The sequence below is a fragment of the Siccibacter turicensis LMG 23730 genome (assembly GCF_000463155.2).
GTDB classification, from domain to species: domain Bacteria; phylum Pseudomonadota; class Gammaproteobacteria; order Enterobacterales; family Enterobacteriaceae; genus Siccibacter; species Siccibacter turicensis.
Window position 1 is genome coordinate 22,627 of record NZ_AWFZ01000006.1, and the last position, 12,316, is coordinate 34,942.

The 12,316-nt window shown below is 58.4% G+C and carries 11 protein-coding genes; all 11 read left to right on the forward strand.

Annotation, left to right across the window (positions count from 1 at the left end; genetic code table 11):
- The first annotated feature begins 43 nt into the window (after window positions 1–43).
- Window positions 44–1,174 (forward strand): non-hydrolyzing UDP-N-acetylglucosamine 2-epimerase, encoded by a 1,131-nt coding sequence (gene wecB / locus DW58_RS00875; protein WP_024549439.1) that lies wholly within the window; start codon window positions 44–46, stop codon window positions 1,172–1,174.
- Window positions 1,171–2,433 (forward strand): UDP-N-acetyl-D-mannosamine dehydrogenase, encoded by a 1,263-nt coding sequence (gene wecC / locus DW58_RS00880; RefSeq protein ID WP_024549440.1) that lies wholly within the window; start codon window positions 1,171–1,173, stop codon window positions 2,431–2,433. The genes wecB and wecC overlap by 4 nt, the downstream gene beginning before the upstream one ends.
- Window positions 2,430–3,497 carry a dTDP-glucose 4,6-dehydratase gene (gene rffG, locus DW58_RS00885; RefSeq protein WP_024549441.1) on the forward strand — a complete coding sequence of 356 codons (1,068 nt, stop codon included), beginning with the start codon at window positions 2,430–2,432 and terminating at the stop codon, window positions 3,495–3,497. Before wecC ends, rffG begins: the two co-directional genes overlap by 4 nt.
- A gap of 18 nt (window positions 3,498–3,515) precedes the next feature.
- Entirely contained in the window at window positions 3,516–4,397 is an 882-nt protein-coding gene (gene rfbA, locus DW58_RS00890; protein ID WP_024549442.1) for a glucose-1-phosphate thymidylyltransferase RfbA, read from the forward strand.
- A complete protein-coding gene (gene rffC, locus DW58_RS00895) occupies window positions 4,375–5,058 on the forward strand; it encodes a dTDP-4-amino-4,6-dideoxy-D-galactose acyltransferase (RefSeq protein ID WP_024549443.1) in 684 nt (227 codons plus the stop codon). Before rfbA ends, rffC begins: the two co-directional genes overlap by 23 nt.
- Before the next feature lie 4 nt (window positions 5,059–5,062).
- Window positions 5,063–6,193 (forward strand): dTDP-4-amino-4,6-dideoxygalactose transaminase, encoded by a 1,131-nt coding sequence (gene rffA / locus DW58_RS00900; RefSeq protein WP_024549444.1) that lies wholly within the window; start codon window positions 5,063–5,065, stop codon window positions 6,191–6,193.
- A 1-nt stretch (window position 6,194) separates the two neighbouring features.
- The gene (gene wzxE / locus DW58_RS00905; RefSeq protein ID WP_024549445.1) at window positions 6,195–7,445 is read left to right on the forward strand and encodes a lipid III flippase WzxE; all 1,251 of its coding nucleotides are present in this window, start codon (window positions 6,195–6,197) and stop codon (window positions 7,443–7,445) included.
- On the forward strand, window positions 7,442–8,521 hold the full coding sequence (locus tag DW58_RS00910; RefSeq protein WP_024549446.1) for a TDP-N-acetylfucosamine:lipid II N-acetylfucosaminyltransferase: 1,080 nt from the start codon (window positions 7,442–7,444) through the stop codon (window positions 8,519–8,521). Before wzxE ends, DW58_RS00910 begins: the two co-directional genes overlap by 4 nt.
- A complete protein-coding gene (wzyE, locus tag DW58_RS00915) occupies window positions 8,518–9,879 on the forward strand; it encodes an ECA oligosaccharide polymerase (RefSeq protein WP_024549447.1) in 1,362 nt (453 codons plus the stop codon). The genes DW58_RS00910 and wzyE overlap by 4 nt, the downstream gene beginning before the upstream one ends.
- 10 nt (window positions 9,880–9,889) lie before the next feature.
- Window positions 9,890–10,630, forward strand: a complete 741-nt coding sequence (gene wecG / locus DW58_RS00920) for a lipopolysaccharide N-acetylmannosaminouronosyltransferase (RefSeq protein ID WP_024549448.1) — start codon at window positions 9,890–9,892, stop codon at window positions 10,628–10,630.
- A gap of 262 nt (window positions 10,631–10,892) precedes the next feature.
- Entirely contained in the window at window positions 10,893–12,278 is a 1,386-nt protein-coding gene (gene thrP / locus DW58_RS00925; protein WP_024549449.1) for a bifunctional threonine/serine APC transporter ThrP, read from the forward strand.
- The last annotated feature ends 38 nt before the right edge of the window (window positions 12,279–12,316 follow it).

Below are 12,316 nucleotides of genomic sequence, written 5' to 3' on the forward strand. Positions count from 1 at the left end.
GGCAACATGACGTGTCCTCGTCATCTAACTAAAGAGAAACGTTGTGAAAGTACTTACCGTTTTTGGCACGCGTCCTGAAGCCATCAAAATGGCTCCGCTGGTTCATGCCCTGGCCCAGGACTCATTCTTTGAGGCCAGAGTCTGCGTCACGGCGCAGCATCGCGAGATGCTCGACCAGGTGCTGCATCTTTTTTCTATCGTGCCTGATTACGATCTCAATATCATGAAACCTGGGCAGGGGCTGACAGAGATTACCTGTCGCATCCTGGAAGGATTAAAACCGATCCTCGAGTCGTTCAAACCCGATGTGGTGCTGGTTCATGGTGATACCACCACAACTATCGCCACCAGCCTGGCCGCGTTTTACCAGCGTATTCCGGTCGGCCACGTAGAAGCGGGGCTGCGTACAGGGGATCTCTACTCGCCGTGGCCTGAAGAAGCTAACCGCACGCTGACCGGTCATCTGGCGATGTATCACTTTGCGCCGACGGAAAACTCTCGCCAGAACTTAATCAAAGAAAACGTGGCGGAAAAGCGCATCTTCGTTACCGGGAACACCGTTATCGATGCCCTGATTACGGTCCGTAACCGGGTACTGGCAGACGACGCGCTGCGCACGCAGTTGAGTGAGCGATACCCGTTCTTATCGAACGACAAGAAACTGATTCTGGTGACCGGGCATCGCCGCGAAAGCTTTGGTCGTGGTTTCGAGCAAATTTGCCACGCACTGGCGGAGATCGCGGGTAATAACAGCAATGTTCAGATTGTTTACCCGGTACACCTCAATCCGAACGTCAGTGAGCCGGTGAATCGCATCCTCGGTCATGTGGATAACGTAACGCTGATCGAACCTCAGGATTACCTGCCGTTCGTCTGGCTGATGAACCATGCCTGGCTCATTCTTACCGACTCCGGTGGTATCCAGGAGGAGGCGCCGTCGCTTGGTAAACCGGTTCTGGTGATGCGTGAAACCACAGAGCGCCCGGAAGCGGTAAAAGCCGGTACGGTGCGCCTGGTAGGCACCGACAGTGCGCGCATTGTCGCGGAAGTAAACCGGCTGCTGAATGACGAGCAGGAATATCAGGCGATGAGCCATGCCCACAACCCGTATGGCGATGGGCAGGCTTGTGAACGCATTTTGTACGCACTTAAAAACAATCGGGTAATGCTATGAGTTTTTCGACCATCTCTGTGATTGGCCTGGGCTACATCGGCCTGCCGACCGCTGCGGCGTTCGCGTCGCGCCAGAAAAACGTGGTGGGTATTGATATTAACCAGCACGCCATCGACACCATCAACCGCGGCGACATCCATATCGTCGAGCCGGATCTGGATAAGGTGGTCAGAGCGGCGGTCGAAGGAGGATTCCTGACGGCCAGCACCCGTCCGGTTGAGGCTGACGCTTACCTGATTGCTGTGCCAACGCCGTTTAAGGGCGATCACGAACCCGATATGGCCTACGTGAAAGCGGCGGCGGAATCCATCGCACCGGTGCTGAAAAAAGGCGCGCTGGTAATTCTGGAGTCTACCTCGCCGGTCGGCGCCACCGAGCAGATGGCAGAGTGGCTTGCCGCGCTGCGTACCGATCTCAGCTTCCCGCAGCAGGCCGGCGACGCGGCGGACATCAACGTGGCCTACTGCCCGGAACGTGTCCTGCCAGGCCAGGTGATGGTTGAACTGATTAAAAACGATCGCGTGATTGGCGGCATGACCCCGGTCTGCTCGGCGCGCGCCAGCGAGCTCTACAACATTTTCCTCGAAGGTGAGTGCGTGGTAACGAACGCGCGCACTGCCGAAATGTGCAAGCTGACGGAAAACAGCTTCCGCGACGTCAATATCGCCTTTGCTAACGAACTGTCGCTGATCTGTGCCGATCAGGGAATTAACGTCTGGGAACTGATTCGTCTGGCGAATCGTCATCCTCGCGTGAATATCCTGCAGCCGGGGCCTGGTGTGGGCGGCCACTGCATCGCCGTCGACCCCTGGTTCATCGTGGCGCAAAACCCGCAGCAGGCTCGCCTGATCCGTACCGCGCGTGAAGTTAACGATCACAAACCACACTGGGTACTCAACCAGGTGAAAGCGATGGTCGCTGATTGTCTGACCGCCAGCGGAAAACGGGCCAGCGATGTCAAAATCGCCTGCTTTGGCCTGGCGTTTAAACCCAATATCGATGACCTGCGTGAAAGCCCGGCGATGGAGATAGCGGCGAGCGTGGCGCAGTGGCACAGCGGCGAAACGCTGGTCGTAGAGCCCAATATTCACGCGCTGCCTGCCAAACTTGCAGACAGCAGCACGCTGGTCTCGCTGGATGAGGCTCTCGCTCAGGCGGATGTGCTGGTTATGCTAGTGGATCACAGTCAGTTCCGGGCGATCGATGGCGCGCAGGTTGAGCAGCAATGGATCGTTGACACCAAAGGAGTCTGGCGTTGAGAACGATACTTGTCACCGGCGGCGCGGGCTTTATCGGTTCGGCCGTTGTCAGGCACATCATCCGTAATACCGCCGACCGCGCGGTGGTGGTCGATAAACTGACCTACGCCGGAAACCTGAATTCATTGACGCCGGTCTCTGACAGCGACCGTTTTGCCTTCGAGCAGGTTGATATTTGCGACCGCGCAGCGCTGGATGACGTGTTCGCCCGCTATCAGCCGGACGTGGTTATGCACCTCGCGGCAGAAAGCCACGTAGACCGCTCCATTGACGGGCCGGCCGCGTTTATTGAAACCAACATCGTGGGTACGTACACCCTGCTGGAAGCGGCGCGTCACTACTGGAATGCGCTGGCTGCTGAAGAAAAGGCGGCTTTCCGGTTCCACCATATCTCCACCGACGAAGTGTTTGGCGATCTGCACGGTACGGACGATTTCTTTACGGAAACCACCCCCTACGCCCCGAGCAGCCCCTATTCCGCGTCGAAAGCGGGCAGCGATCATCTGGTTCGCGCCTGGCTGCGCACCTACGGCTTACCGACGCTGGTCACCAACTGCTCCAACAACTACGGGCCCTATCATTTCCCGGAAAAACTCATTCCGCTGATGATCCTCAACGCGCTGGCCGGTAAACCGCTGCCGGTGTATGGCAACGGCCAGCAGATCCGCGACTGGTTATACGTGGAAGATCACGCCCGGGCGCTCTATCTGGTGGCAACCGAAGGCCAGTGCGGCGAAACCTATAACATCGGCGGCCATAACGAGCAGAAAAACCTCGACGTGGTCATGACGCTGTGTGACCTGCTCGAAGAGCTGGTGCCGCAGAAGCCTGATGGCGTGGCCCACTATAAAGACCTGGTGACCTTTGTTACCGACCGCCCCGGTCACGATCTGCGTTACGCCATTGATGCCTCCAAAATCGAACGCGAACTGGGCTGGCGTCCGGCAGAAACCTTTGAAAGCGGGCTGCGTAAAACCGTGCAGTGGTATCTCGATAACGAGGCCTGGTGGAAGCAGGTGCTGGATGGCAGCTATCAGGGCGAACGCCTTGGTCTGAAGGGCTGACGCCCGAAGGAGATGCGTATGAAAGGTATTATCCTGGCCGGCGGGTCTGGTACCCGTTTACACCCCATTACCCGTGGGGTGTCAAAACAGCTTCTGCCCATCTACGACAAGCCGATGATCTACTATCCGCTGTCGGTGCTGATGCTCGCTGGCATTCGCGAAATCCTGATTATCACCACGCCGGAAGATAAGGCTGCCTATCAGCGCCTGCTCGGCGACGGCTCCGCGTTTGGTATTGAACTGCACTATGCCGAGCAGCCCAGCCCGGACGGACTGGCGCAGGCGTTTATCATCGGTGAAAGCTTTCTGGCAGGGGAGCCGTCCTGTCTGGTGCTGGGCGATAACATCTTCTTCGGGCAATCATTCAGCCCGAAGCTGCGCCATGTTGCAGCGCGTCAGGAGGGTGCCACGGTATTCGGTTATCAGGTTATGGACCCTGAACGTTTTGGCGTGGTGGAGTTTAACGACGCTTTCCAGGCCATTTCGCTGGAAGAAAAACCAACCCAGCCTAAATCTAACTGGGCGGTGACCGGCCTCTATTTCTATGACAGCAAGGTCGTGGAATACGCGAAGCGCGTTAAGCCCTCCGCCCGCGGCGAACTTGAGATCACGGCCATTAATCAGATGTACCTCGACGACGGCAAGCTGACCGTTGAGCTGCTCGGGCGCGGTTTCGCCTGGCTGGACACCGGCACCCACGATAGCCTGATCGAAGCGAGCCAGTTCGTGCAGACGGTGGAAAAGCGTCAGGGCTTTAAGATTGCCTGTCTGGAAGAGATCGGCTGGCGTAACGGCTGGATGACGGATGAAGAGGTCATGCAGGCCGCCGAGGCGCTCAGCAAAACCAGCTATGGCACCTATCTTAAGGAGCTACTGCGTGCCCGTCCTCGCCAGTATTGAACCCCTCGCCTGGGAAAGCGACTTTTTCGGCCTCCGCAGCGGTATTGTCCGTTTCTCTGATTCCGCCGCGGCGTTAAGCGTGGCGCAATTAGCCGCGTTCGAGCGCGTACAGGCTAAAGTGCCGGCTGCCCGGAGCGATCTGCTCGATGGCTTACAGCAGCTCGGTTTTCAACTGGTGGAAGGGGATGTCGATCTGGTGCTGCCGGTGAATGGCGCTGATGCCAGTGACGATCCCGGCCTTGCCGTGGCGCAGGAGAGCGATATTCCGGCGCTACGCCAGCAGGCGGCGACGGTCTTTGCCCAGAGCCGCTTTCGCGCGCCCTGGTATCCGCCTGATGCCAGCGGAAAGTTTTATGCGCAGTGGATTGAAAACGCGGTGCGCGGTCGGTACGACCATGAGTGTCTGGTCGCACGCGCTCCGGATGGTGGTATCAGCGGCTTTGTCTCGCTGCGGCAGTTGAACGAACAGGAAGCGCGTATAGGCCTGCTGGCCGGGCGCGGCATCGGCGCCTCGCTGATGCTTGCCGCACGCCTGTGGTGTGAAAAACGCGCCATCGGCACGCTTCGGGTTGCGACCCAGGTGGGTAATACCGCCGCGTTGCGTCGTTATATTCAAAGTGGTGCCACGATAGAGAGCACCGCTTACTGGTTATACAGGTGAAAACATGATCCCATTTAACGCGCCGCCGGTTGTCGGTACCGAACTTGACTATATGCACTCCGCAATGGGTAGCGGCAAGCTGTGCGGCGACGGTGGTTTTACCCGCCGCTGCCAGCAGTGGATGGAGCAGCGGTTCGGCAGTGCAAAAGTGCTGCTTACCCCGTCCTGCACCGCATCGCTGGAAATGGCCGCCATCCTGCTGAATATCCAGCCGGGCGATGAAGTGATCATGCCGAGCTACACCTTTGTGTCGACGGCCAACGCCTTTGTGCTGCGCGGTGCAAAAATCGTCTTTGTCGACATCCGTCCGGATACCATGAACATTGACGAAACGCGCATCGAAGCGGCTATTACCGATAAAACCCGCGCCATCGTGCCGGTCCATTACGCCGGCGTTGCCTGCGAAATGGACACCATCATGGCGATTGCCAAAAAACACGATCTGTTCGTGGTAGAAGATGCCGCGCAGGGCGTGATGTCGACCTACAAAGGCCGCGCGCTGGGCTCCATCGGCCATATTGGCTGCTTTAGCTTCCACGAAACCAAGAACTACACCGCGGGTGGGGAAGGGGGCGCGACCCTGATCAACGACCGCGCGCTGATCGAACGTGCCGAAATCGTGCGTGAGAAAGGCACCAACCGCAGCCAGTTCTTCCGCGGCCAGGTGGATAAATACACCTGGCGTGATATTGGCTCGAGCTATTTGATGTCCGATCTGCAGGCGGCATACCTGTGGGCGCAGCTTGAAGCCGCCGAGCGCATCAATGCCCAGCGCCTGTCGCTGTGGCAGACCTATTACGATGCGCTGACGCCGCTGGCGAAAGCGGGCCGCATTGAGCTGCCGTCGGTGCCGGACGACTGTCAGCAGAACGCGCACATGTTTTACATCAAGCTGCGCGATGTGGAAGACCGTTCAAACTTTATCGCCTGGCTGAAAGAGGCGGAGATCATGGCGGTGTTCCATTACATCCCGCTGCACAGCTGCCCGGCCGGTGAAAAATTCGGTACGTTCCACGGCGACGATCGCTTTACCACCCGTGAGAGCGAGCGTCTGGTGCGCCTGCCGCTGTTCTACAACCTGGCGTCGGTGAACCAGCGGACCGTGATCAATACCATCCTCAATTTCTTCGCCTGATATGTCGCTGGCGAAGGCATCGGTGTGGACCGCCGCGTCCACGCTGGTAAAAATTGCGGCTGGTTTACTGGTCGTTAAGCTGCTGGCGGTATCCTTTGGGCCATCAGGCGTCGGCCAGGCCGGTAACTTCAGGCAGCTGGTGACGGTACTCGGCGTGCTGGCAGGCGCCGGGATATTCAACGGCGTCACTAAGCTTGTGGCAGAGCATCACGCCTCGCCCGACGCGCTGCGTCGGGTGCTTGGCACGGCAAGCGCGATGGTGCTTGGTTTTTCCACGCTGCTGGCGGTGATTTTCCTGCTGGCAGCCCAGCCCATCAGCGTGGCGCTGTTCGGTCATGATGATTATCAGGGGCTGGTACGGCTGGTCGCGCTGGTGCAGATGGGCATCGCTTGGGCCAACCTGGCGCTGGCGATTGTAAAAGGCTTCCGGGATGCTTCCGGCAACGCGTTTGCCCTGATTAGCGGCAGCATTATCGGCGTGGCGGCGTACTATCTGTGTTATCGCGTCGGCGGCTATGAAGGCGCACTGCTTGGCCTGGCGCTGGTGCCGGCGCTGGTGGTGATCCCGGCAATGGCGGTGCTGATGAAGCGCGGACGCGTGCCGCTGGGCTTCCTGAAGCCCTCCTGGAACGGCGAGCTGGCGGGGCACCTCGGTAAGTTTACCGTCATGGCGTTGATCACGGCCGTGACCATGCCGGTCGCGTACGTGATGATGCGAAACCAGCTGGCGGCGCACTATAGCTGGGATGACGTGGGGATCTGGCAGGGCGTAAGCAGCATCTCGGATGCCTATCTGCAGTTCATCACCGCCTCATTTACCGTGTATCTGCTGCCGACGCTGTCACGACTCAAGGAAAAAGCAGACATCAGCCGCGAGCTGATAAAGTCGCTCAGGTTTGTGCTACCGGCGGTGGCGGCAGCAAGCTTTGCCGTCTGGCTGCTGCGCGATGTGGCTATCTGGCTGCTGTTTTCCGAAAAATTCACCGCGATGCGCGATCTGTTTGCCTGGCAGCTGGTGGGGGACGTGCTGAAAGTCGGCGCCTATGTCTTCGGCTATCTGGTGATTGCCAAAGCGTCGCTGCGGTTTTACGTGCTCGCTGAGGTGACCCAGTTTGCACTGCTTTCCGGGTTTGCGTACTACCTGATCCCGCTACACGGCGCGCAGGGTGCGGCGCAGGCCTACATGGCAACCTATATTATCTATTTCGCCCTTTGCTGTGGCGTGTTTTTACTCTGGCGTAGACGGGCATGACTGCACTGATTCACATCCTGGGATCGGATATCCCACACCATAACCAGACCGTGCTCCGGTTCTTCAACGATGAACTGGCAGCCAGCGGTGCTCACGCGCGTACCTTTATGGTGGTAACGACCGATTCGTCGCTGGATAGCACTTATCCGGCCCTTGACGTGCGCCGCTATCCCACCAAAAAAGCGCTGGCCCAGGCGGTTATCGCGCTGGCACGCGCCGACCGTGCGCAGCGTTTCTTTTTCCACGGTCAGTTCAATACCACGCTGTGGATAGCGTTGCTGACCGGCGGGCTTAAGCGGTCGCAGATGAGCTGGCATATCTGGGGCGCCGATCTCTACGAGGTGTCGCGCAGCCTGAAATTCCGCCTCTTTTATCATCTGCGCCGTCTGGCGCAGGGGCGCGTAGGACATGTGTTTGCCACGCGCGGCGATCTTGCCTGGTTTGCCCGGCGCCATCCGCAGGTGCCGGGGTCGCTGCTCTATTTCCCGACCCGCATGGACACGACGCTAAACGGCGTCGCGCAAACGCGCCAGCCGGAAGGGCCGCTGACGGTGCTGGTAGGGAACTCCGGCGATCGCAGTAATGAGCACATCGCCGCGCTGCGTGCGGTACACCAGCAGTTTGGCGACCGCGTAAACGTGGTGGTGCCGATGGGGTATCCCAGCGGTAATGAGGCGTATATCAACGAGGTTGAGCAGGCCGGACAGGCGCTGTTCAGCGATGGCCGTCTGCAAATTCTGCGCGAAAAGCTGGAGTTTACCGCCTACCTGGCGCTGCTTCGCCGCTGCGATCTGGGCTACTTCATTTTTGCCCGCCAGCAGGGGATTGGCACGCTGTGTCTGCTGATTCAGGCGGGCGTGCCCTGTGTGTTAAGCCGGGAAAACCCGTTCTGGCAGGATATGGTCGAACAGCATATTCCGGTGCTGTTTACCGGCGATACGCTGACGGAAGCCGTTGTCCGGGAAGCACAGCGCCAGCTGCGTGAGGTTGACCTCAGCCAGATCGCCTTCTTCAAACCCAACTATCTGACCGGATGGGATGCGGCGCTGCGTATCGCGGCGGGAGAGCACGCATGAGCCTGTTGCAATTTAGTGGACTATTTCTGATATGGCTGCTGGCGTCGCTGTTCATCGGCACGCTAACGTGGTTTGAGTTCCGCCGCGTGCGCTTTAACTTTAACGTCTTCTTCTCGCTGCTGTTTTTACTGACGTTTTTCTTCGGCTTCCCGTTAACCAGCATTCTGGTGTTCCGCTTTGATGTGGCGGTGGTGCCTGCGGAGGTGCTGATGCAGGCGCTGCTGGCGGCGACCTGTTTTTACGGTATCTACTACGTCACCTACAAGACCCGGCTGCGGGCCAGGGCGACCGGCGAACCGCGCAAACCGATCTTCACCATGAACCGGGTAGAGACCCATCTGACGTGGGTGATGCTGGCGACGGTGGCGCTGGTGAGCGTCGGTATCTTCTTCATGCATAACGGCTTCCTGCTGTTCCGCCTGCACTCCTACAGCCAGATTTTCTCCAGCGACGTCTCGGGCGTGGCGCTTAAGCGCTTCTTCTATTTCTTTATTCCCGCGATGCTGGTGATCTACTTCCTGAAGCAGGACTCGCGCAGCTGGATATTCTTCCTCGTCAGTACCGTAGCGTTTGGCCTGTTGACCTATATGATCGTCGGCGGTACGCGCGCCAACATTATCATCGCGTTCGCTATTTTCCTGTTCATCGGGATTATCCGCGGCTGGATTTCGCTCTGGATGCTGGTGGCTGCCGGGGTATTTGGTATTGTCGGGATGTTCTGGCTGGCGCTGAAGCGCTACGGACTGGACGTGCAGGGCGATGAGGCGTTCTACACCTTCCTCTACCTGACGCGTGACACCTTCTCCCCGTGGGAAAACCTCGCCCTGCTGCTCAATAACTACGACAAAATTGATTTCCAGGGGCTGGCGCCCATTGCGCGCGATTTTTACGTGTTTATCCCAAGCTGGGTGTGGCCTGACCGGCCGAACCTGGTGCTAAACACGGCAAACTACTTCACCTGGGAAGTGCTGAATAACCACTCCGGACTGGCAATTTCGCCGACGCTTATCGGCTCGCTGGTGGTGATGGGCGGCGTATGGTTTATTCCGCTGGGCGCGGTGGCGGTCGGGCTTATCATTAAATGGTTCGACTGGCTCTACGTGCGCGGCATCACCGAAGAAAACCGCTATAAGGCCGCGATCCTGCACAGCTTCTGCTTTGGCGCCATTTTCAACATGATCGTGCTGGCGCGCGAAGGGCTCGACTCCTTCGTCTCCAGGGTCGTGTTCTTTATGCTGGTCTTCGGTGCCTGTCTGATGCTGGCGAAGCTGCTGTACTGGCTGCTGGATACGGCCGGGCTGATACATTTACGGCGCGCAAAGGCCGCCGGACGACTTTCTCAAACGCAAAATGCCTGAAGGGACAATCATGACACACGAGGTTACTGCGCCGGTGTACGCGCTGCGCGGCCTTGATCTACTCGGCTGGCGCAATATGCAGCATGCGCTTGATTACCTCTACTCTGGCGGGACGCTCAGAAGCGGGACGCTGATTGCTATCAACGCGGAAAAAATGCTCGCGGTGGAAAACGATGCGCAGGTGCGCGCCCTGATTGAAGCCGCGGAGTTCAGATACGCCGATGGCATCAGCGTGGTGCGCTCTATCCGTAAGAAAAACCCTGAGGCGCAGGTGTCGCGCGTGGCGGGGGCCGATCTGTGGGAGGCGCTGATGGCGCGGGCCGGAAAAGAGGGCACGCCGGTGTTTCTGGTCGGCGGCAAGCCTGACGTGCTGGCAGAAACCGTCGACAAGCTGCGTCGGCAGTGGAACGTCAACGTTGTCGGCACCCAGGATGGGTATTTCCAGGCAGACGCGCGCGAGGCGCTGTTTACGCGTATCCGCGACAGCGGGGCGCAGATTGTCACGGTCGCAATGGGATCGCCGCGACAGGAGATCCTGATGCGCGACTGTAGACACGTCCACCCTAATGCGCTCTATATGGGCGTGGGCGGAACCTACGACGTCTTCACTGGCCACGTGAAGCGCGCTCCGAAAGTGTGGCAGAACCTGGGTCTGGAGTGGCTTTACCGCCTGCTGTCTCAACCGAGCCGTATCAAGCGCCAGATGAAACTGCTGCGCTACCTTGCCTGGCACTACACCGGGCGCCTGTAATCAGCGCAAAACCCTATGCAGCGCGCGCCCACCGCGCTGCTTATCCTGCTATCTGCTGCTTTTTTGCACCGCCAGCCTGTTTTTATCATGCTTTATTTGCCATTTACCTCGTTTTGCGAAACCATTCGGCACACTCAATGTAGCGCTGTGCGAAATACGCGCGTTTACTCAACGCCGCGGCCTGCGCTGCGAGTCAACCAGGGCAACGATCATCACAATAACCGGTCAAGCCGGAGCAAGCAGCAAACACAACAGAGGATTTATGGCGGAACAAAAAGCAGAGCTACAGCGTGGGCTGGAAGCGCGTCACATTGAACTTATCGCGCTGGGCGGCACCATCGGTGTGGGATTATTTATGGGGGCGGCGAGCACCCTGAAGTGGGCAGGGCCATCCGTGCTGCTGGCTTACATTATCGCCGGCCTGTTTGTCTTCTTTATCATGCGCTCGATGGGCGAAATGCTGTTCCTTGAGCCGGTCGCCGGATCCTTTGCCGTTTACGCGCACCGTTACATGAACCCCTTTTTCGGCTATCTCACCGCCTGGTCATACTGGTTTATGTGGATGGCGGTGGGCATCTCGGAGATCACCGCCATTGGGGTCTACGCCCAGTACTGGTTCCCCGAACTGCCGCAGTGGATACCCGCAATTTTTGCCGTCGGGCTGGTAGCCCTGGCGAATCTGGCCGCGGTACGCCTTTACGGCGAGATTGAGTTCTGGTTCGCGATGATCAAAGTCACCACCATCATTGTGATGATCATCATCGGGCTGGGGGTTATCTTCTTCGGTCTTGGGATTGGCGGTCAGCCAACCGGCCTGGGGAATTTGACCGAGCACGGCGGCTTCTTTGCCGGAGGCTGGAAAGGGTTCCTGACGGCGCTCTGTATCGTAGTAGCCTCCTATCAGGGCGTGGAGCTTATCGGCATAACCGCCGGCGAAGCGAAGAACCCGCAGGTGACGCTGCGCAGCGCGGTCAGCAAGGTGCTGTGGCGCATCCTGATTTTCTACGTCGGCGCAATCTTTGTCATCGTGACCCTGTTCCCGTGGAACCAGATTGGCACCACCGGCAGCCCGTTCGTACTGACCTTTGCCAAAATCGGTATCGTGGCGGCGGCGGGGATCATCAACTTTGTGGTACTGACCGCCGCGCTCTCGGGCTGTAACAGCGGCATGTACAGCTGCGGGCGCATGCTTTACGCGCTGGCGAAAAACCGCCAATTGCCTGCCGTGATGGCGAAAGTGTCGCGCAACGGTATTCCGGTCGCGGGCGTGATGCTGTCGATCGTCATTCTGCTTGTGGGCTCCTGCCTCAACTACATCATTCCAAATCCGCAGCGCGTGTTCGTCTACGTCTACAGCGCCAGCGTGCTGCCCGGGATGGTGCCGTGGTTTGTGATCCTGATTAGCCAGCTGCGTTTTCGCAAAGCGCATCGCGAGGCCATCGCGTCGCATCCGTTCCGCTCGATTTTGTTCCCGTGGGCCAACTGGCTAACGATGGCCTTCCTGGTCTGCGTTTTAGTGGGTATGGGCTTTAACGAGGATACGCGTATGTCGCTGATTGTCGGTGTCATCTTTATGGCTGGCGTCAGCATGGCGTATAAGGTATTTGGTTTACATCGCCATGTAATTACGTCAAAAGTGGATGGATAAGAAGCAAAATGCGCAAAGCATAACCAACCGCGCATTTT